Source organism: Paraburkholderia sp. BL23I1N1 (assembly GCF_003610295.1).
Classification (GTDB): Bacteria; Pseudomonadota; Gammaproteobacteria; order Burkholderiales; family Burkholderiaceae; genus Paraburkholderia.
The window spans coordinates 5,359,523-5,380,444 of the sequence record NZ_RAPV01000001.1 but is presented as its reverse complement, the minus strand read 5'-3'; the positions used below and the strand labels follow the sequence as shown (position 1 = coordinate 5,380,444).

Sequence of the window (20,922 nt, the reverse complement as noted above, 5' to 3'; positions counted from 1 at the left end):
ACGAGGGGTGTTAGGTCCCGGGCACCGCACGCATCCGGATAGGAGGCGCACAGCCCGGGGGCGCACGAACCGCTGTAAGACGCGGTCCGCGCGGCGATACGCCGTGAGGCGCTTACTGCGTGAGGCTTTTAGACCTTAGATCTTGCCGATCAGGTCGAGCGACGGGGTCAGCGTTTCAGCGCCCGGCGTCCACTTGGCAGGGCACACTTCACCCGGGTGAGCCGCGATGTATTGCGCAGCTTGCACCTTGCGCAGCAGTTCGCCGGCGTCACGGCCAATGCCGTTGTCGTGAATTTCGGCCAGCTTGATCTCGCCTTCCGGGTTGATCACGAACGTGCCACGCAGTGCCAGACCTTCTTCTTCGATCAGCACGTCGAAATTGCGCGAGATGGCCAGGGTCGGATCAGCGATCATCGGGTACTTGATCTTCTGGATCGTGTCCGACGTGTCGTGCCATGCCTTGTGCGTGAAGTGCGTATCGGTCGACACGCTGTAGATTTCGACGCCGAGCTTCTTGAATTCGGCGTAACGATCGGCCAGGTCACCCAGTTCGGTCGGGCAGACAAACGTGAAGTCGGCCGGGTAGAAAACGAAAACCGACCACTTGCCCTTCAGGCTTTCTTCAGTGACGGTCTGGAAATCGCCGTTGTGATAGGCCTGTGCTTTAAACGGTTTGACTTGACTGTTGATGATCGGCATTTACTGAGTCCTCTTTCAGGGTGGTTGGAAAGTGGAGTCAGTATGTCAGACACCGCTTAATAGGTAAAGTGGTGTGTTTCAATTATTTCGATAGTTTATTGCTATTCTGATGCCGACCGACGGCTATTGCACCGCACCAATCCTGGGCTCAGTCCTTCATGAGCCGCCAAAGGGTTGTGCGGCCGATTCCCAGTGCCCGGCTTGCTGCAGCGCGGTTGCCGCCTGCCTGTTCGAGGGCGTGCATGACATCCTCGCGGGTGGGTGAGTGACGAACTGGGGCGTCCCCATTGGCGTGGACCTGGGCCACCGCGCCCTGCACGTCCGCGACCCTCTGCCGCATCCGCCCGAATTCCGGAAACACCGCCTGCAGGTCCTGCCCGCCAACGCCCGCCGGATCGCTCAGATAAATCGCAGCGCGCGCCAGCAGATTTTCCAGCTCCCGCACATTACCGGGCCACGCATAGTGCTCGAACAAGGGCGTGAGGAATGTCAGCACCCGCTCGAGCGCGGCACCCGACAGTCCATATTGGAGCGCGCTGCGATTCAACAAGTGCCGCGCCAGTTGCGCGACATCGCCGCGCCTTTCGCGCAGCGGCGGCAAGGCTATCTGAAGCAGGTTCAGACGAAAGTACAAATCCGCGCGAAACACGCCCTGCTCGACCAGCGCGTGCAGGTCGCGATGCGTGGCGGCAATCACTCGCACGTCGACCGGGGTCGCGCGCCCGGCACCGAGCTTCATGACTTCACGCTCCTGCAACACGCGCAGCAGCCGGCTTTGCAGCGCCGCCGGCATCTCGCCGATTTCGTCGAGAAAAATCGTGCCGGTATGGGCGATTTCGAAGAGGCCCGGCTTGCCGCCGAGGCGCGCGCCGGTGAACGCACCTTCCTCATGGCCGAACAGTTCGCTTTCGATCAGCCCTTCTGGGAGCGCCGCGCAATTGAAGGCGACAAACGGATTGCCGCGCCGCCGGCTGGCCGTGTGGATGCCCTGTGCGACCAGTTCCTTGCCGGTGCCGCTTTCGCCGCTCAATAGCACGGTGGCGTCGTGCGCCGCACCTGCGCGCGCGAGCCGCCGCACCCGTTCGAGCGCCACCGAGTTGCCGATCAGATCGTCGAGATGGTGCCGCGCGACCAGATGCTTCGGCCGCTGATTCGTGCGCAGCGAGCGGTCGATCCGTTGCGCGACCAGCGCGTCCTGCACCGTGACCACCGAGCCCGAGCGCAGACCCTGCTCGACGATCGGCACGCAATTGACGATCAGCGCGCGGCCGCCGATCTGCTCGATGCGCTCTTCAACCGGCATGTCATGCTCGAGCGTCTCGCGCAGCAACGGGCCGACGGCGCGTGTCAATTGCGCCGGGATGTCCTGTTCGCGGTCGAGTCCGAGCAGATCGAGCATGGCCGGATTGACGGCTTCGAGTTGGCCGGCGTCGTCGAAGGCGGCCACGCCGTCGCGCAGATGAGCGACGATCGTGTTCAGGCGCACCCGCTTCGATTCCTTCTGTCGGCTCACGCGCGCCAGCTCGACCGAGCGCTCGAACGCCTCTTCGACCGCGCCGAGCGAGTACAGAAAGACGCTCTCAAGGCCGGCCTGCTGGGCGAGGTCGCAGGCCATGCCGGGGCCGATGATCACGCTGCAGCCTTCGGCCGCCAGATTGTTGACCGCGAGCCGCACTTCGTCGATCGAGCGGTAGGCCCGCTGCTTCAGGCCGACCTTCAGCCACGCGCTCAGGTCCGCGAGTTCGTGCGCGATGGTTTCGTGCAGGACAAGGCCGATCTGTGCGCCGGGCCAGGTCGTCGTAGCGCGGGTGATCGCGCTCAGCACGTCGAACCCGTTCACCTTGACCATGACCACCGGCACGCTCAGGTTGTCGCGCAAGTAGGCGCCGTTCGATCCGGCTGCCAGCACGACGTCGACCGAGCCCGCGTCCACATAGGCCTGCAGGGCCGTCACGGCGGCGCCGTAGCCTTCCCGGACCGAAAAAAACCTGGCGCGCCCGGTGTATCGCGGCGCGACTGTCTCGCAAAGCGATTGCAACCGGCTGATACTCACCAATGCGACACCTGGGCGGCCGGGATCGGGGATGGCGAGGGACGACGTGAAAGTGGACATTGCAACGCTCCGCTTGTAGCAGGAACGTTCCATGAAACGTTTCATGGAACGCACTGACATTTTGCCATGAACCGCAACGTCAGCCCCTTTTTGCCTAACCAATTGATTATTCGGCACAAATTCTGAGTGCCGACGAATGGCACGCTTCCTGCGCATACAGTCCGGCGTTCTACCACTCACTTCCTATCCGGAGACACACAGCCATGACCACTTCCGCTACCCGCCGCGCCGCCTTCCGCGCCAAAGTCAACCAACGCCAGGGCCTGCTCGTGCCGGGCGCCTTCAACGCCATGAGCGCGCGAGTGATTGAAGACGCCGGCTTCGAAGCGATCTACATCACGGGCGCGGGCGTCACCAACATGTCGCTCGGCTTGCCCGATCTCGGCTTCATTGGCCTTGCCGAAGTCGCCGAACATTGCGCGCGGATTCGCGACGCGGTCGCGCTGCCGCTGATCGTCGACGCCGACACCGGCTTCGGCAACGCGCTGAACGTGCGCCAGACCGTGCGCGTGCTGGAGCGCAGCGGCGCCGACGTGATCCAGTTCGAAGACCAGGTCATGCCGAAAAAATGCGGCCACTTCTCGGGCAAGGAAGTGGTCAGCGCGAGCGAGATGGTCGGCAAGATCCGCGCGGCCGTCGATGCCCGCGAAGACGGCAATCTGCAGATCATGGCGCGCACCGATTCGGCGGCGGTCCACGGCATTGAAGACGCGATCGAGCGCGGCCATCGCTTCATCGAAGCCGGCGCGGACATTCTCTTTATCGAAGCGACCGAGTCGCTTGCCGACATCGAGCGTTTGCCGGGACTGTTCGACAAGCCGCAACTGATCAACATCGTGATCGGCGGCAAGACACCGGTGCAATCGCGCGAAGCGCTCGGCAAACTCGGCTACGGCATCGTCCTGTACGCGAACGCGGCGCTGCAAGGCGCGGTCCTCGGTATGCAGCGCGCGCTCGGCACGCTGAAGAGCAATGGCCGCCTCGATGAAGACGCGACCCTGGTTGCCCCCTTCAGCGAACGCCAGCGCCTCGTGAACAAGCCGCTGTACGACAAGCTCGATCGGGAATACGCGGCGAAGGACTGAGCGGCAAGAAAAACCGTGTTTCAGGCGGGTCCCGCGCGCGACGATCGACGTGTTGCCGCGTGGTGCCCGCCTCCGCTGTGTGCCACGAAATGTTGCGTTACGATGCGGCATTAGCGGCTACGCGGTGACGGTCGAGACATGACGGCTACGATTTGGCCAGTCCCGCATGGCTCCGCTGACGCCAAACAGGCCGCGACCTCGTTGCACGTCTACTGAGGGGCGCCGGAAACACGCTTACGAAAGGTTGTCGCAAGAACATGAAATCACCAGAAATGCGCGAGCCATGCCGGCACGCTAGCGGCGTGATCGAAACCACCCGCAACGGCAAGGTGCCGGGGACGGTGCAATGACCGGTGGCACGCGCAATTCGCACGTCGGCTGGCTGCCGTATATCGTGGCCGCCACCTTCTTCATGGAGTATCTCGACACCACGGTGATCGCGACCGCGCTGCCGCAGATGGCGCACTCGTTCGGCGTCGGTCCGAACAGCCTGAGCCTCGGCATGACGGCTTATATGCTGGCGCTGGCGATTTTTATCCCGGCGAGCGGCTGGGTCGCCGACCGTTGCGGCTCGCGTACGGTGTTCTTCAGCGCGATCGGGGTGTTCACGGTGGCCTCGGTGTTATGCGGCTTGTCGCAGAACGTGACTGAATTTACGGCCGCGCGGCTGCTGCAGGGCATAGGCGGCGCGATGATGGTGCCGGTCGGGCGGTTGATCGTGGTCCGCAACACAGAGAAGAGCCGCATGATGCAGGCGATCTCGACCATCACCTGGCCGGCGATTGCCGCGCCGGTGGTTGGACCGCCGGTGGGCGGCTTCATCACCACCTACGCATCGTGGCGCTGGATCTTCCTGCTGAACGTGCCGTTCGGTCTGGTCGCCATGGCCGTTGCGCTCGCGCTGGTGCCGAACCTGCGCGGCGCCGAACGCAAACCGCTCGACGTCGTCGGCCTCCTGCTGAGCGCCACGACGCTGACCGCGATTCTGTATGGCGCTGAACTGGCAAGCCAGCCCGGTGAGAATCCCTGGGTGGCCGCAGCGCTTATCGCCGGCGGATTGCTGATGGGCGTGGTGGCGTTCCAGCACGCAAAGCGTCACCCGCATCCGCTGATCGACGTCTCCACGCTGAAGATCCCGACTTTTTCCGTGACGGTGGTGACCGGCTCGTTCACGCGCATCGGCATTGGCGCGGTGCCGTATCTGATGCCGCTGCTGTTTCAGGTCGGCTTCGGGTTGTCGGCATTCAAGTCGGGCCTGTTGCTGCTCGCGAGCGCGCTCGGCAACCTCGGCATGAAGGCGCTGACCACGCGCATCCTGCAACGCTTCGGTTTCCGCATGGTGTCGATCGTCGACGTCGCCGTGGCCGGTGTTTTCATCATTGCCTGCGGGCTGTTGACGCCGAACGTGCCACTCGTGCTGGTGTTGTTCGTCGTGTTCATTTACGGCGTCGCGCGTTCGATGCAATTTTCGACGCTTGCCACCCTCGCCTACGCCGACGTCGCGCAACCGCAGATGAGCGCGGCGAGCACGCTATGGAGCGCGGCCGCCCAGATGACGATCGGCCTGGGCATTGCCTTCGGCGCCGTTTCGCTGCGCGCGGCGGCGTTTTTCAACGGCGAGACGACCGGCCGTGTATTCACCCTGGACGATTTCCGCCTGGCGTTTCTGTTTGCCGGCGTGCTGACGCTGCTGTCCGTGACCGGCTACCTGGGTCTCGCGGGCAACGCCGGACAGAGCATCGGCGGCGGTTCCCGTGGCGTCGAGGACCCGGCGAAAAGCTGAACGCAAACCGGGCTGAATGGAACGGTTTGAAGCGGGAGTTGAAGTAGTTGCAACCTTTGAATACTTGACCAGAACAGGCGGAGACACGCGGTGCACGCAAGCGAGTTGACGATTTCGAGCAACAAGGCCGACCTCGACATGGAGACGGTCTACGCGTTCCTTTCGCAGGAGACCGCATGGGCGAAGGGCATGCCACGCGAGACGTTCGACCGGGCGATCGGGGGGTCGCTATGTTTCGGCGCGTATAGCAAAGGCAAGCAGATCGCCTTTGCCCGTCTGATAACGGACCAGGCGACCTTTGCCTACCTGTGCGATGTTTTTGTGCTGCCGACGTACCGCGGCAAGGGAGTCGCGTCGGCGTTGATGAAGCACGTATTCGCCAGCCCGTCGCTGACCGGTTTGCGCCGAATCGTGCTGGTGACGAGCGACGCTCACCACGTGTACAAGCCGCATGGCTTCAAGGAACTGACGACGCCCGAGCGCTATATGGAAGTGCATAACCCCGACGTCTACAAGACGGCTTGAGCGGAGTGCACGCGAAGAGTGATTGGGCCGCCGGTTGACGATAAACGAAGTGTGGGATGGGTGAACGGAAACCAGCGCGCCAGATCCAGAAGGTTCTGGAACGCCGGGCGCACTAAACAAAAACCCCTTCCCTGACCCACTTGGTCATGATCCACTTCTCGCCGTCCAGAACCGGCGCGCCCCCGTGCAAGCTCAAAGGATCGACCTGCTGCGCCCCATTCATGTAGCGAAAATAAACAGCGCCACCCCGCTTCGGGGCGACCGACACGCCCGCATCGGGGAAAAAAGTCTCCCCGCCAGCGGCCACGTCATTGAGATACAAAACCAGCGTGGCAACCCGCTGCCCGCCGCGCGTCATGTGCACGGCACTGCCCGTCTGCGACGGCGGAAAATAATCGAAATGCGCCCGATACTCGGCGCCGACCCCATACCTCAGCACCTGCAGCCCTTCACCGTGATCGACCGGCCAGTTCATCAAACCGGCAAAGCGCTTTTCGAGCCGCTCGATGAACGGGTCCGCGCCTCGGTGATACCAGGCGCCTTCGCTCGTGCGATTGGAGATCACGTCGTTCGAACCGTTCTCAGGATTGACGGTAGTTGACCGCTTGAGCAGGGGACGCGACCGTTCGATCATCTCATCGGACTCTTCGTCCGACATCACGTCGGCGAACGCGACGATCTGCGGCCGTTCGCAGCGCATCAGCACCTTGACGTCGCGATCATAAGCACGAATCACATTGCCCGCCGCAACCGGCACCGGATCGTAGCGGTATTCGCCTGCGGCCGCCTCGACGCCGCATGGCACGGCTGCAAGTTCCGCGCGAGCGGTTTCTGCTGCTTCGAACGAAGCGTTCACCGTGGTTCGCGCGAGTTCGGACTCGAAGCCGGCACCCACCATGGCATCCACCAACGCCGCAGGGCTAAAGCCGCGCTCGACATGACTGTTCAACCACGTTTTCACGGCATCATTTACAACATGCATACGTCTCGTCCCACATCCAGAGTTCGCTCGCTCAGCATGCGTGGACCGGGCGCGTGGCCAATCGGCGATGCTGACCAAAGCAAAGGATGATAGGTGGCCGTCCCGTTTCGTTTCACGCGACGATTCGGAAATGGGCGTTAGCTGAAACGCATTTAGCATCGGATTCGACGCTTCGCGAACTACGAATTTTCTTACTCGCCCCTGCCTGGGCGGACTAGATCGCACTGATCGACGGCAGCCGTTGCAGCACGGTCATCGGAGCGCCATGTTCGCCAGGAGCGTGGCAGGCGCGGCAATCATGCGCGTGGGGTGCATCAGCGCGCGCAGCGCATTGACGCAACGGTCAGTCGTTGCCGCGGAAGGAGCCGCCGCACGTCGCGCGGCCAAATAGCGAGCGCCTCAGCCGTAGGCCCGCTCGCGCATCCACTTCGTCATGATCCATTTGTCGCCGCCGAGCACCGGCGCGCCGCCGTGCAAGGTCAGCGGATCGAGTTGACGCTGGTCGTTCATATAACGGAAATACACCGCACCGCCCTTGACTGCCGCGACTGACAATCCCGCTTCCGGGAAAATCGTTTCGCCGCCGTCGGGCACGTCGTTCAGATAGATCACGAGGGTCGCCACGCGCTGGCCGCCCTGCGCGGTATGCACCGCACTGCCGGCCTGATCGGGCGGAAAATAGTCGAAGTGCGGGCGATATTCGCCGGTCGTGCCGTAGTGCAGAATCTGCAGCCCCTCGCCGTTTTCGACCGGCCAGTTCATCAGACTCGAAATACGGCGGTCCATCTTTTCGATGAACGCGTCTTCCCCGCGCTGGTACCAGATACCTTCGCTGGTGCGGTTGCGGATGACGTCTTCCTTGCCCGTCTCGGGATTGACCGTGGTCGAGCGTTTCAGCCTGTGACGCGACCGCTCGATCATCTCGTCGCATTCGTCGGGCGAGAGCACATCGGCGAACACAATCACCTGCGGCCGCTCGCAGCGCATCAATACGCGGACGTCGCGATCGTCCGCACGGATCACATTGCCGCGCGCGACGGGCGGCGAGTCGTACTGGTAGGTTTGCGGCCCGGCTTTGACCAGCGCGGCCTCAGTCGCGACCGGCGGCGAGCTCCCGGCGTCCGGCGGGCTCATGCCGAACGCTTTGTGCACTTCCGCGCGCGCGGCTTGCGTGGCGAAACCGGCTTGCACCATTGCATCGATCATCGAGTCGATGCTGCAACCGCGCTCGACATTGCTGCTCAGCCACGCTTCCCATGACGCATCTACGACCGGCATCGAACTCCCCCGCTTGTTCATCTCACGAAATACTGCATCAACTGGACGGCTCATAGCAAGGCTGGGCGGTTTTCGCCGGGCTGACCGGCTACGTGCGGCGCTGCCGGCGCCGGTACAGGTCGAGGCCTTTTCTCGCCTGCGCCCTGATTGCGCGCTGCACGAAAGGCGTCCAGCCGAGCAGCGCGCCCTTCGTGCCCAAAGCCTGACGGGCCCACCGCCAAAGGTCGAAGGTATCGCGGTGTTCGACGATGCGGCCCTCGCGAAACGCAAAACGGGCGTCGATGCGGTTGACCACCGTGCGGCCCGTCTGACTGAAGGTGTAACCGGCCACCCAGTGGGCGCGGCCGTTGCGCTCATCGGCTTCGACGCTGTCGAACGTCAGCGAGAAGTCCTGCGCGCGCGACACCAGCATACGCCACATGTCGCGCGCCTCTTCGCCGCGCAGTTCGCCAAAGGCCGGATCGCTGAAGACCACATCGTCGGCATAGCAGGCGGCCATTGTTTCGGCGTCGCGCTGCTGGAACGCGGTGTAAAACCGCTCGATCAGTTCGGTGTTGGGATGGCTCATGGTCTCGTGTTTGTGTTTGTGTTTGTGTTTGTGTTTGTGTTTGTGTTTGTGTTTGTGTTTGTGTTTGTGTTTGTGCTTGTGCTTGTGCTTGTGCTTGTGCTTGTGCTTGTGCTTGTGCTTGTGCTTGTGCTTGTGCTTGTGCTTGTGCTTGTGCTTGTGCTTGTGCTTGTGCTTGTGCTTGTGCTTGTGCTTGTGCTTGTGCTTGTGCTTGTGCTTGTGCTTGTGCTTGTGCTTGTGCTTGTGTTTGTGCTTGTGTTTGTGCGTGGCCGCTCGGAAAACGACCCGGAAAGTAGCGCGCACCGAGGTTTGAGCGCGCATAAACCGTACACGATATCGGAAAACGCCATTGCCTTTCGAAAGTTCGAACAGGCGCCGGCCGTGCGGGCGTTTCCCGGGTTCGCGCGAAGCAGGTAAAACCGCCTCCGCAACACTCGCGCCGCCTTTCGTTATATCCTGTTGAATATCACGGTATGCTCTCGTGGAGCGCGGCGGCTCGCCCCGCATCCGCGTACGACGAAGCGAAACAAACCAGCAGGAGCCCGCAGCGGTGCGTAATCCACCTACATCGCCATCTATATCGCCATCCACACCGCGTTCCACTTCGCAATCCACCTTGCGATCGACCTCATCCAACCCGGCGGGACGCCTCCCGACAGGGCTTTCGTCGGCCATCGTCGCGGTGAAGTTGGCGTCTGAACGCGGCCGCGCCGAACTGATCCGCGATGTTGTCGATGCTTACAGGCGCCTTTATGGCAGCGTGCAGCGCTTCGTGCTGATGCTGACGGACGATCAATTGAACTTCGCCTCGGTGGGCACCTCGGGTCCGCATTCGTTGAATCAGTTGCATCGATCCTTGCCGAACAGGCCAAGGCGGCGGCTTTCGTCCGTCTGCGCGATCTGAAAGCCTCGATCGAAGAGGCGCGCTCGGCCGAGCAGCTTCGCGACGCGATTTTCTCGGACGCGCTTAGCAACGACCTGGCCGCATTGCGCAAGGTGGTGGCGGAGCTCGAACGGCTCGACATGGCCTTTATCGGTCTGTGCGTTGGGCATGTTCTCGATCGTCATTGCCGGATATGAACGTTTTCATTTGTCCATCGTTATATCGTCGCGAATATATCGCCAGCTCCACCTGCATGGCGCGCGTGTCCCGCACGCACATTCAGTCAACCTGACGCCAGAACCGGATTCGAGGTCCTCATGCACACGCCCCCGTTTCGTCTCGCCCAGCCCCCGCGTCTCAAACTGTCCAGCGACGAGTTGGCCGGCACCGGCTTGCGCGCGGCCGACCCGTGCTGCACGCCCGCCAAGGTATCGTTCCCGAATACCAAACGGCGCGCGCGCCTCGACGAGCTCGATGGCCAACTGCATTGCTCGATCATCGGCACCTGTCTCAGCACGCACGAACTGCGCAAGCTGGTGCCTAAGTTCACCGGCCTCGACAGCCGGGACGCGAGCGATCTGGAGATTCATCACTCGGCCGTCGAACTCGCGATCGATGGCGGCGCCGGCGCCAAAGCCCTGCACAAGCTGCTCGACGAGCGCTATGCGGGAGCGATCCGTCGCTTCGAGAAAGCCGCCGACGACGTCGATCTGCTGAAACTCTGGGACGAAGCGCTGAAGAACGGTGATATTCCACCGGCTTACTGGGCGTTGATGACGCATCCGTACGCGACCTTGTACGTGCGCCAGAAAGCGTTCGGCGAATTGCACATGCTGTCGCATCTGGTCGGCGCGGCGAATCGCGCGGACATCCGCAGGCTGGTCGCGCTCGAAGCGGAAAACGCCGAATTGAAGGAGAAAGTCGAGCGGCAGCAACGCCGCTTGCAGGAAATAAGCATGCAGCGCGACGCGTCGATCGCCGCGCTCAACGAGCAGATCGCGCAACTCACCGCCCTTGCCACGCGCCAGACCCCGACGGATCCCACCGATCTCGAAGCCGGGATCTCAAGGCTGCGCGACAAGCTGACCGACACCGACCAGCGGGTGGCGTTGCATACCAGCCGACGTGAAGCCGCTGAACAGCGTGCGCTGCAGGAACAAGGCGCGGCGCTCGCGTTACGCAAGAGCCGCGATCAGGCCTTGGCGCTTCTCAAACAGGTGCAAAGCGAATGCGATGTGCTGGAACGCGCAACGGTGGATGCAGCCCACAGCGATAGCGCACAGACGCGGCAAGCCAGCCTCGAGAGCCTGCGCGGCAAACGGATTGTGTATGTGGGCGGCCGCCCTGGCTCGAATGCCGCGCTCAAGCGACTGGTGGAGGCTGCCGGCGGTGATCTGTTGGTGCATGACGGCGGCGTGGAAGATCGTAAAGGTCTGCTTACCGCTGCGTTGCCAGGCGCTGACATCGTCGCGTTTCCGGTCGACTGCGTCGATCTCGATTCGATGAATACGCTCAAAAGAGTGTGCGAGCGTCATCAGATCGACTACCACCCGTTGCGCACGGCGAGCGTGGCGAGCTTTGTCGAATTGGTGGACCGACTGCGCCCCGAGCAGGTTGCCCAGTTGGGCAATCCACCGCCCTCTGCGTTTTGCCTGCGCCACGGCTGAGCGCTGAACTGCAGAGCCGTCAGTCCCAGCCTCCGTTTCTCAGGAGCGAATCATCCGGGTCAATTCGGCGATCTGTTTCGCACAGCTTCGTTGCGCCTCGACTTCGACGTCACGGTATAGACGGATGATGTTTTCGCCCACTGGCGTGAGCGTACAGCCACCGCCGCTTTGACCGCCCTGCTCCGAGTGCGTGGCGGGCGATTTGAGCGAGCGGTTCAGTTCGTCGATCAGCAGCCATGCACGCCGGTATGACATGCCGAGACTGCGCGCTGCGGCCGAGATCGAACCGTACTCGCGCACGGCTTCGAGCAGTTCGACTTTGCCCGGCCCGAGCGCGACGGCGTCGCCGTTGCGGATGCGCATTCTGAAGCGCACTTCCGGACGCGGTTTCGCGGATTGAGTCGCGGGTCTTGGTTTGGTTTTCGCGGTTTCAGCCATGCGCGAAAGCATACACGAACCATCTCGCGCTGCCACCTGGCCGAACGGCCTTCAGGGGTGGCCGGGAAAGCAATGCCCGTAGTCTTCACAGCCCGGGCAACCGGGAGCCGGGCCGGGCTGAAGTCCTAAGGAAAGTGCACGCTGCTGGGCGAGGAATTTCTTCCAGCGCAGATTATCGACATTCAGTTCGACGAGCGTCGGGAAATAACGCGTCAACATCCACGTGACTTCTTCGCGGCCCGCAAGACCGAGGTCGCGCCACAGGTGATCTGGCCGCAAGCACGCATGAGCGATGATCGAGGCAAGACAGCGAGTGTCGTCCGCGTTGACCGTGGTGCTGGAATGGGCGAGCAGCAGCGCGCGGAGCGTTTCGACGAATGCCGTGTGCTCGTTGGTGTCGATGCGAGGCAATGCAGACAAACGGACAGGCAAGGCCGCGTGCACAAAATGCCGCCCCAGCAGCGCGCGCCACGCCTGCTGCGGCAACCCAAGCAGCGCAAGTTCATTGCGTACGTCGCGAGCGGCAATCAGCTTCGCGAAAAGTCGCGTATCGGGCGACGCGGCGTCCGTGGCCACGGCCAGCCACGCTGCCGCGCGCTCGGCAACCTGCGTATCGACAGACGCACGCAGCGGTTCGATGCCGGGCTCGGCAGTCTCGGCCACAGGCGAAAGCGGTTCGTCAGGCATGGCGGCAACGCGATATTGAACAGGGGATCATGTTACGCCTGTCGCTGGGGTCCCCTACGCCAAAGGCTTCAAAACATGCGCCTCGATACGCGCGAGACGTTTGACGTGACGTGGCGCAGGCAGAATGTCCGAACCGGAAAACAGAATCGGCGCGCCTTCGTCAGCATCGAGCGCGCGGCCACCGCATTCGTACGCGACCAGCACATTCTCGCCGACCGGCGTGTTGAACAGTTCATGCCATGAAAACGTCACGACATAGCCATCGTGCCCCACCGCCACGAACACCGTGCGCTTGAACTCGCCCGGCACGTCGTTCGGGAGGCCCGCTTCCGAGATCAGGGTCGTCAATCGCACGCCGCGGTAAGGCTCGACGCTGCGGATGAAGCGGTTCGTCGTTTAGCAGCGCAGATCGAACGGCGTGGCCAGCACGCTTTCGTAAGCCTTGAGCCGCTCAAGGTCGAAAGATAGCGGGCGCTGGAACCGTCCGCTCAGGACAAGCGCGCCTTCGACGGCAGGCGCGGCAATCGCATTCACACTATCCATACGCGGTTATCTCCAGCGTTGATGCCTGAGCGGCTTGGTCGCTCGTTATGTCCGTGTGTATATTACGCTGCGATGGCCGCCGCGGCGCAAAAATGCATCGGTACGTACTATATCGCCAGACATATCGGCGCCAGTCTGGCGCGACACCGTCTCGGGCTCATCCCGATCGAGCCTTGTGCGGATTTTCCCGCTCTATTGCTCAATTGAATTGCCCCCCACAGAGCGCGCAGCAACACACGCCACACAATGGCGTCGTAATATAACGCTCTTAATAACGCACCGGGGTTAATCGCATGATTCGCAAGCTGCTCGCATCTTTCATGGTCGTCGCCGGCGTGGCGACCGCCGCACCCGTCTTCGCGCAAGACGACACCGTCAACGTGCTGTACGCCGGGTCGCTCGTCAATCTGATGGAGCGCAGCGTGGGGCCCGCCTTCGAGAAAGCCACGGGCCAGCACTTCCGCGGCTACGCAGCGGGCTCGAACAAGATTGCTAACGAGATCAAGGGCAAGCTGCGCCGCGGCGACGTGTTCATCAGCGCGAGCCCGAAGGTGAACAGTAGCCTGATGGGCGAGGCAAACGGCGACCACGTTACGTGGTATGTGAACTTCGCCGAATCGCCGTTGATGATCGGCTATAACCCGCAAAGCAAGTTCGCCGCGGACTTCAAAAACAAGCGCTGGGACCAGGTGTTGCAGGAGCCGGGCATCCGCATCGGGCGTACCGATCCGAAGCTCGATCCGAAGGGCGCATTCACGGTCGAGATGATGACGAAAGCCGCGGACCTCTACCATCAGCCGGATCTTGTCGAGAAGACGCTGGGCGCCGCGGAAAATCCCGCGCAGGTTTTGCCTGAAGAAACGCTGGTGGGCCGCCTGCAATCCGGTCAGCTCGATGCCGGCTTCTTCTACTCGACCGAAACGTCTGACCTGAAAATTCCGGCGATTCGTCCGGCACCCGAATTGCAGGCCAAAGCAAGCTACACGCTGACGATTCTCAGCGATGCCCCGAACCATGCGGGCGCGAGCACCTTCGTCGACTTCCTGCTGAGCGCACAAGGGCGCGCGCTGCTCAAGCAACACGGTGTCGATGTCGTCAAACCGACCGTTACCGGCAACGTGCAAGCCATGCTGCCTTCGGTGCAAGCCGTGATCGACGCTGCGCAGTAAGGTGGTGGTGAAACAGGCGGTGAATCAGCAGATGAATCAGTCGGCGAGTCAGGCGGCGAGTCAGACTGTAAGTCAGACCGTGAAGCCGTCCGCGTCCCGACCGCTGCTGTGGCTGGCGGCACTGCTTGCCGTCTATCTGTGCGCCCCGTTTATCGCGAGCGTGCCGCAACTCGGCGCGGCCGATTGGCCGAATGTCGACTGGACCGCGGTGTGGTCGGCGGTCGGCGTTTCGGCGGCGAGCGCCAGTGTGGCCTCGTTCGCGATTCTGCTCGGCGGCGTGCCGCTCGGCTATCTGCTGGCGCGCTCCAACTCGCGCAAGATGGCGCTGCTCGGCTTCGCCGTGCAGTTGCCGCTCGCCTTGCCGCCACTCACGAGTGGCGTCCTGCTGCTGTTTCTACTGGGCCCGTATAGCTGGATCGGCCGGTTCACCAGCGGAATGCTGACGGATTCGTTCGCCGGCATCGTGCTCGCGGAAATTTTCGTGGCCGCGCCCTTCCTGATCATCGCCGCAAAATCGGCATTCTCCGCCGTGGACCCCGTGCTCGACGACGTGGCCGCAACGCTCGGCCATCATGCGGGCAGCCGCTTTTTCCGCGTGATGTTGCCGGTTGCATGGCCGGCGATTCGCGCGGGACTCGCGCTAGCCTGGTTGCGTGCGTTCGGCGAATTCGGCGCGACGGTGATGGTGGCTTATCACCCGTATTCGCTGCCGGTCTACACATACGTCGTATTCGGCGGCCAAGGCTTGCCGGCGATGATGCCCCTGCTGCTGCCGACGCTCGCGATTGCGATTGTCTGCGCGGCGCTGTCGATTTACAGCCTTCGGCAGAAAGCCTCGCTCGAACAAACCGAAAACGGCGACGACGCGCTGGAACCCGGCACGGATTTAACGGCGAGCCGTGGCGAGCCTTCCGATCGTCGCCTCACCTTCCATTTGCAGCGCCGCCTGGGCGCGTTCGAGCTCGACATCGCGTGGACGCCCGCAACGCGGCGGCTGGCGATCATCGGGCCGTCGGGCTCAGGCAAATCGTTGGCGTTGCGTCTGATTGCAGGGCTCGAATCCAACGCGTCCTGTTCCGTCCGGCTCGGCGCAACCGACTTGAGCCCGCTGCCGCCCGAGCGCCGCCAGATCGGCTACATGCCGCAAGACTATGGCTTGTTTCCGCATATGACGGTTGCGCAGCAACTCGCGTTTCCCGTCGACGCCGACGCAGCCAGCGCGCGTTACTGGCTCGATCACCTCGGCCTCGCGCAATTGGCCGCGCGTTTACCGCATCAACTGTCGTTCGGTCAGCGGCAACGTGTGGCGCTGGCGCGGGCGCTCACACGCCATAGCGAATTGCTGCTGTTCGATGAACCGTTCGCCGCGCTCGACACGCCACGGCGGCGGCGTTTGCAGCAGTCGCTGCGCGCGTTGCAGCGCGAGATCGCGGCGGTGACGATCATCGTCACGCACGATCCCGACGAAGCGGCGCTGCTTGCCGACGAGGTGCTGGTGGTCGAACAGGGGCGCGTGCTGCAGGCGGGTTTCATCGACGCGGTGTTCGAACGACCGGCTTCGATGCGGGTGGCCGAACTGCTCGGCTTGCACAACGTCGGCGAGGGGGTGATGACGGCGCCTCGTCACGTCGAGATCGGCAAGGGGTTGGCGATCGCAACGAACGATAGCGGCTCGGCCATTCCGGCCGGGCAACGGGTGATGTGGCGCGTATCTTCCCACGCCGTCGTTATCTCGCCCGACGGCGCTTATGCCGGCGTGGTCGAAGCGGTCGAGTTACGGCGCGGCGAACGGTATGTCCGCTTGAATATCGCAGGGGTACGCTTCGACATCGCGAACGAAGATACCCGGCTGCGGGAAGGAAGCCCTTGCCGGATCGATATCGAGGGGTCTGGCGTGTCGGTCTGGAATGTGATCTGACGCGTTTGTTTTAGCTCATTTAGCTCCGGCAGCGGCATGACGGTCTAGTCGCCACCGGAGGCAAACCGCCGGCTAACCCTCACCTGCGTGAGCCCGCTTCCTGACTTCAGAAAACGCCATATCGACGAGCAATTTCCCGGAATCGAAAACGGTGCCGAGCGCCTCGTCCCAATCCGCTTCGACGGTCCGGTCATCCCACGCCACCGGCAGCGTCACCGTCCGATATTCGCCGGTGTGACGGTTCACCAGCAAGGTAAGCCGCCCTTTCATCGAGCGCTTGCCGGCATCCGTGACCGGGTCTTTGTGTACGTCGTGCCATTCATCCGCAAGCCGGATAGCCGAACACTTCATGGCGAACCGTTGCGTATCGCGGTTGATCTGCTGCAACAACGCGCCGCCCATGCCGAAGACGATGTTGTCCGCTGCAAAGCCGGCCTGATCCATACCCGCCAGGATCGCCTCGATCGAGTCCGGATTCACGCCGTCGCCCTGAATCACGCGAACGTTGTTGAGCACGCGACGCCCCTTGCCGTTCACCGTCGAACCGAATGACGCCTCGAGCGCCCGCATGGTCTGCAGGACGATCGTCAGCGGATCGCCGGAATCCGGCCGGATCACGAGCGTCCCGCCGGAATCGAGCACCGCCTGCTTCAACTCCGTGCCCCATGCCTTGAGCGCGGAGAACAGGTCGTAGGAATCGGACACCACCGAAACGATCGCCCCGGGCTTGCCGAACTTCGCGATCATGTTGCGGAACGCGTCGGTTTCACGCTCGCGGCCCCATGAGGTGATCGTGCTGTGCTCCGCGGCCGGCACGGAAAACGCCGCCATCGGTTCGTTGTAGTAGTGATTCGCGGCAACCACGCCGAGCACCGTATCCGAGCCCATGAAACTGACGAGATGCGCCGAGCCGCCGATCGCCGCCGACTCCGCACTCGACACGCCGCGCGCGCCGAAATCGTGCAGCTTGAAGGGCAATTGCGTGAGGTCGTCGCTACTCTTCTCCAGATAAGCGCGGATCGTTTTGCGCAGATGCCAGCTTTGCGTCGCGACCGTGATCGGATACCACACGCGTAGCAACATGGTTTCCAGATACGTGGCCAGCCAGAACACCTGGGGATCGTCGCATTCGACCGTGACCAGCACGTTGTGCGTAGGCACAACCGAGCCTTCCGGTACCGCGCGAATCCGCACCGGCAGATAACCGTCATGACGCTCGACGATGTAGCGCCAGCCGGCTTCGTTGAACGGCTCGCCGTGCGCCGTGAAGAACGCCTTCGCCTGATCGATCATCCCGGCGGTAACAGGCCGGCACAGATACTCCTTGATCAGCATCTGGAGTCCGAAGAAAAGCGTGCGGTCATAGCGCCCGCCGCGCGACTCGATGTATGAAAACATCGCCGACGCTTCGGGCGGATATTGCAGATAGTGCGACGCCTTATACGAATCCGTGTTGAGAATCGGATTGGACAGGATCGACGCCATTGCGCTGAAAGGGTTGATTTCGCTTTGCATGGGTGACGGTGTGCTCGTGCGGATCTCTCAAGAGTAATCAGGCCGGCAGCGGCTCTTGCCGCTTACGCTGTCCGTACCCAAAACTACACCATACACTGTCAAAACACGCCCGGAATGACCCGGGACCGCACCTTGCCCCGGTAAGCACGATACCGCTCGTCATCGGACAGCAGCCGCACTTCCCGCACAATGCGCCCAACCTGCAATGCGAACAGGCATCCGTAGGCAATCGCGCTCTGAACCCCGAAGTTCGCGGGCAAAATACCAAAGGACCTGCGCAGCGACACCTTGGCGAACTCCCGGCGACCGGATTGGCTCAGTGCCCCGGCTTCAGTTGCCGCGACAAGTTGGGCCGCGTAGCAAACAGACGGCCGAGCATGCCTTTGCGGGGCTCGGCGATGACCGGCCACAGCATATCGGCGAGCAGACAAATGCCTTGCGCCAGCGCGCTGTCATGGGCGGAAGTGATGAGCGGCACACCGCGGTTGAGCGCCTCGTTGACCTGTTTTTCGTCGCGCGGAAGCTGGTGCGCGACCTTCGCGCCGAGGGTCTGTTCGAGCGTCGACAGGTTGATGCACGCGTCCTTGTCGTATTGATTCACCACGACCCGCACCTTGCTCGGCGGATAACCCAGTTCCTTGAAAATATCGAGCATCCGGCGGCCGCCGTGCAGGTAAAGTGGGTTTTGCCGCACGATCATGCAGATTGCATCGCTACGATCGAGTGCATGGATCGTCAGCGGATTGACGCTTTGGCCAATATCGATCAGCACTGCGTCGTACCGCTCGCGCGCCAGCGCGAGAATGTGCTCCAGTTGCCCGGGCAGCACCCCGGCCGCCTTGAGCGGGTCGCCGGCTCCCGCCAGCACGTCGAGGTTCGCGTGTGCATGCATCACACAGGCGTCCAGCAAAGCGGCGTCGAGGCAGTCAATCTGTGAGCACAGATCGGTGAGCGTCGCGGGCGGCGGTTTGTCGGCCATGAGCAGGCTGGCGTCGGCGAATTGCTGGCTGAGATCGATCAGCAGCACGCGCCTGTTACTCAGTTCGGCCAGCGACCAGGCGAGATTCACAGCGATCAGCGTGGTGCCGCTGCCGCCCTTGCACGACGCCAGCGAGACAACCCGTCCGGCGCGGCGCACCCCTGCACTTGGGCGCACGCCCGCACTTTTTTTTGCGGCGATATGCGTAAGTGCCGCGGTGATCTCATACACATCCAGCGGCCATGACAGTACATGCCGCACGCCGACGCGCGTCGCCGCGGTCAGCAAGGCAGCGGACGGTGCCGGTGTAATCAGCATGCAGTGCAAAGCAGGCGAGCAGGCCAGCGCCTCCTCGACGCCGCCCAGTTCTCGCGCGCTCAGATCGACGTCGTCGACAATCAGCAGATCGGCATTCCGGATTTCTCGGGCGTGCATGCGCAATTGCCGCACCGTGCAGGAAGCGGTGCGCAAACGATACACGACACCGCTTTCTTCGAGGCGCGCGACGATATGCAGCGCGCGCTCCGCGCTGGACGAAATCAGGAAAATGTCGATCATGTCGGGTCTCCGCCGGACTGAAGCCCTCCAGTAAGAAAGGCCACCTTAATGACAGTCGGCGTTCAGGCGCGTTCGCCGGGATCCGATGGGGAGATGTCCGCGGTCCAATCGTGGTCCCGTTCGGGCGAAACCGGCATTTCATACATCGCGTCGCGTAACGCGTCGCGTTGAATCTCGGCCTGTGCATTACGTTTCATTGCCTCGGCGATCACCAGCGTGAACAGATCGGATGACGGCGCGGCGAACAAGGTACGCTGGCGCCCGAAGTGACGTTGATAGGAGAGCCCGGCGCCGTGCGCCGCGGTGTGATGGTCCGGCCGCGATGCGACCGGCTTGCTGATCGTTTTCATGACAACCCCCGCGCTTGATTAGTCATTTCAGGACCCTATCCAGGTAAGCCCCAGGTCAGGCCCAGGTAGGCCGTGCCCGCGCTAATGCGCAGGCACGGCGCCCGGTCCACCTCGTAGCGTGTGTCCCTCTATGGAGACTCAGGCCACTCCTCCCCGCTTCTTCGCGCCGGCCGGCCTGACCGTGCGCTGCCCCTTCCCTGTTCTGTGCGTCGAGCGCTCGCGAATGGCTCGAGCGCGGTACCTGTCGCTATCGCCGGCCATGCCGGCCATCCAGTTCGATTCCGCCCAACTTGACGGAAAAAGTGGCGAGGTCAGTGCTTGACGTTGTCCGGTGAAGAATGAGCGATACGCCGTATCGCCCATTCATCCCGTTTTTTTGACATCCGTTTTTCATTGGCCCCGCCGTACCCTCGTAAGACACATTGGCTTCCCCGGCCGCGCTTACGAAGACGATGTTTGCCGCCGGTCTCCGGCTGTTGTTTCCCCGCGCCTCAGGAACCAGGCGGCAACGCATTCGTTCGTGAGACTCCTATTGCAATGGCTGTGCCACGTACCTTCAACCCCTTGCTGCACGCTGATCTTTGCTGCAACGCACCGCGCCTGACCATGCCTCGCGGCACACGTTGATTCGAATTCGACACGCGATTGGCTCACCCTTTGGCGCAAGACAGAAGGATCTACCTGGCTGCATCACGAAATGCGAATCTCATCGGCCGCGTCTGGCCGCGCTTTGCGGCGCGGCCCGGTCAAATGTGCCGATGCTTCGGGCCACGAAGCACCGCCGGCAACCGCTGCCCAATGTGTCGCAAGCCTGAGACACGGGCATTCGACGGCAAAGTATCCGTTGCATGATGACTGCCGTGGAGTTTGCAACTGCTGTGTGGCATTGCGCGCATAGCAGGGGTTGACTGGCTATTTTTGAACATCAAGCTGACATATCGCGGTAAGAAAAACGTTTCTGAATCCAGATTTGTTTGTATGGCGCTCGAAAGCGCTTTCGCTTATCGTTAAGCCATGCGCCACGTAGAGCGCCTGTGTCAGGCCACCGAGGTATAACGGCTTTTGTGATTCGGGGATGAAATAGTCGCGCGGTTTCAGCGTTGAACGCTGTTCCGTTATCTGGACAATGCGCACCCAGCGGCTCACGCCGCTGCTTCATCCCCCCGCCATTGCCGCTTACCGTGA

General features: G+C 62.5%; 18 protein-coding genes and 2 pseudogenes. 6 read left to right on the top strand and 14 right to left on the bottom strand.

Annotation, left to right across the window (positions count from 1 at the left end; translation table 11 throughout):
• Nucleotides 1-135: 135 nt before the first annotated feature.
• The gene (gene ahpC / locus B0G76_RS25135) at nt 136-699 is read right to left on the bottom strand and encodes an alkyl hydroperoxide reductase subunit C (protein ID WP_054035375.1); all 564 of its coding nucleotides are present in this window, start codon (nt 697-699) and stop codon (nt 136-138) included.
• A gap of 148 nt (nt 700-847) precedes the next feature.
• The gene (prpR, locus tag B0G76_RS25130) at nt 848-2,812 is read right to left on the bottom strand and encodes a propionate catabolism operon regulatory protein PrpR (RefSeq protein ID WP_120296790.1); all 1,965 of its coding nucleotides are present in this window, start codon (nt 2,810-2,812) and stop codon (nt 848-850) included.
• Between the two features lie 203 nt (nt 2,813-3,015).
• On the opposite strand from prpR, the gene B0G76_RS25125 reads away from it, so the two are divergent.
• From B0G76_RS25125 to B0G76_RS25115, 3 genes are all read left to right on the top strand, one after another.
• A complete protein-coding gene (locus B0G76_RS25125; RefSeq protein WP_120294907.1) occupies nt 3,016-3,897 on the top strand; it encodes an oxaloacetate decarboxylase in 882 nt (293 codons plus the stop codon).
• A 346-nt stretch (nt 3,898-4,243) separates the two neighbouring features.
• Complete coding sequence (locus tag B0G76_RS25120) at nt 4,244-5,680, top strand: MFS transporter (RefSeq protein WP_120294906.1); 1,437 nt, start codon at nt 4,244-4,246, stop codon at nt 5,678-5,680.
• 90 nt (nt 5,681-5,770) lie between these two features.
• Nucleotides 5,771-6,205, top strand: a complete 435-nt coding sequence (locus tag B0G76_RS25115) for a GNAT family N-acetyltransferase (RefSeq protein ID WP_120294905.1) — start codon at nt 5,771-5,773, stop codon at nt 6,203-6,205.
• Nucleotides 6,206-6,317: 112 nt separating this feature from the next.
• Here B0G76_RS25115 and B0G76_RS25110 read toward each other — a convergent pair whose 3' ends face one another.
• The 4 genes from B0G76_RS25110 to B0G76_RS42995 form a co-directional block, all read right to left on the bottom strand.
• Nucleotides 6,318-7,187, bottom strand: a complete 870-nt coding sequence (locus tag B0G76_RS25110; RefSeq protein ID WP_120294904.1) for a 2OG-Fe(II) oxygenase — start codon at nt 7,185-7,187, stop codon at nt 6,318-6,320.
• Nucleotides 7,188-7,586: 399 nt separating this feature from the next.
• Nucleotides 7,587-8,465, bottom strand: a complete 879-nt coding sequence (locus tag B0G76_RS25105) for a 2OG-Fe(II) oxygenase (RefSeq protein WP_120294903.1) — start codon at nt 8,463-8,465, stop codon at nt 7,587-7,589.
• A gap of 88 nt (nt 8,466-8,553) precedes the next feature.
• Complete coding sequence (locus B0G76_RS25100; RefSeq protein ID WP_120294902.1) at nt 8,554-9,033, bottom strand: nuclear transport factor 2 family protein; 480 nt, start codon at nt 9,031-9,033, stop codon at nt 8,554-8,556.
• A gap of 837 nt (nt 9,034-9,870) precedes the next feature.
• Nucleotides 9,871-10,098 carry a hypothetical protein gene (locus B0G76_RS42995; protein ID WP_183082140.1) on the bottom strand — a complete coding sequence of 76 codons (228 nt, stop codon included), beginning with the start codon at nt 10,096-10,098 and terminating at the stop codon, nt 9,871-9,873.
• Nucleotides 10,099-10,230: 132 nt separating this feature from the next.
• Here B0G76_RS42995 and B0G76_RS25085 point away from each other — a divergent pair, with 132 nt between their 5' ends.
• Nucleotides 10,231-11,580, top strand: a complete 1,350-nt coding sequence (locus B0G76_RS25085; protein WP_120294900.1) for a DUF2325 domain-containing protein — start codon at nt 10,231-10,233, stop codon at nt 11,578-11,580.
• Nucleotides 11,581-11,619: 39 nt separating this feature from the next.
• Here B0G76_RS25085 and B0G76_RS25080 read toward each other — a convergent pair whose 3' ends face one another.
• From B0G76_RS25080 to B0G76_RS25070, 3 genes and pseudogenes are all read right to left on the bottom strand, one after another.
• On the bottom strand, nt 11,620-12,030 hold the full coding sequence (locus B0G76_RS25080; protein ID WP_409076728.1) for a winged helix-turn-helix domain-containing protein: 411 nt from the start codon (nt 12,028-12,030) through the stop codon (nt 11,620-11,622).
• 39 nt (nt 12,031-12,069) lie between these two features.
• Nucleotides 12,070-12,705: a nitrogen fixation protein NifQ gene (locus tag B0G76_RS25075; protein WP_120294898.1), complete on the bottom strand. Its 636-nt coding sequence runs from the start codon at nt 12,703-12,705 to the stop codon at nt 12,070-12,072.
• Nucleotides 12,706-12,759: 54 nt separating this feature from the next.
• Nucleotides 12,760-13,248: pseudogene (locus B0G76_RS25070) on the bottom strand (molybdopterin-dependent oxidoreductase).
• Nucleotides 13,249-13,541: 293 nt separating this feature from the next.
• Between B0G76_RS25070 and B0G76_RS25065 the strand changes: the two are divergent.
• Both B0G76_RS25065 and B0G76_RS25060 read left to right on the top strand, forming a co-directional pair.
• Nucleotides 13,542-14,417 (top strand): extracellular solute-binding protein, encoded by an 876-nt coding sequence (locus B0G76_RS25065; protein ID WP_120294897.1) that lies wholly within the window; start codon nt 13,542-13,544, stop codon nt 14,415-14,417.
• Between the two features lie 79 nt (nt 14,418-14,496).
• The gene (locus B0G76_RS25060; protein ID WP_183082228.1) at nt 14,497-16,335 is read left to right on the top strand and encodes an ATP-binding cassette domain-containing protein; all 1,839 of its coding nucleotides are present in this window, start codon (nt 14,497-14,499) and stop codon (nt 16,333-16,335) included.
• A gap of 72 nt (nt 16,336-16,407) precedes the next feature.
• Here B0G76_RS25060 and B0G76_RS25055 read toward each other — a convergent pair whose 3' ends face one another.
• From B0G76_RS25055 to B0G76_RS42525, 5 genes and pseudogenes are all read right to left on the bottom strand, one after another.
• Complete coding sequence (locus B0G76_RS25055) at nt 16,408-17,850, bottom strand: nicotinate phosphoribosyltransferase (RefSeq protein ID WP_120294896.1); 1,443 nt, start codon at nt 17,848-17,850, stop codon at nt 16,408-16,410.
• Between the two features lie 98 nt (nt 17,851-17,948).
• Nucleotides 17,949-18,146, bottom strand: a pseudogene (locus tag B0G76_RS44070) (isoprenylcysteine carboxyl methyltransferase); the annotation flags it as partial.
• A gap of 20 nt (nt 18,147-18,166) precedes the next feature.
• Entirely contained in the window at nt 18,167-19,387 is a 1,221-nt protein-coding gene (locus B0G76_RS25045; protein WP_120294895.1) for an AAA family ATPase, read from the bottom strand.
• A 62-nt stretch (nt 19,388-19,449) separates the two neighbouring features.
• Nucleotides 19,450-19,737 (bottom strand): hypothetical protein, encoded by a 288-nt coding sequence (locus tag B0G76_RS25040; protein WP_120294894.1) that lies wholly within the window; start codon nt 19,735-19,737, stop codon nt 19,450-19,452.
• A 912-nt stretch (nt 19,738-20,649) separates the two neighbouring features.
• Nucleotides 20,650-20,883, bottom strand: a complete 234-nt coding sequence (locus B0G76_RS42525; protein WP_147394080.1) for a hypothetical protein — start codon at nt 20,881-20,883, stop codon at nt 20,650-20,652.
• Nucleotides 20,884-20,922: the final 39 nt, after the last annotated feature.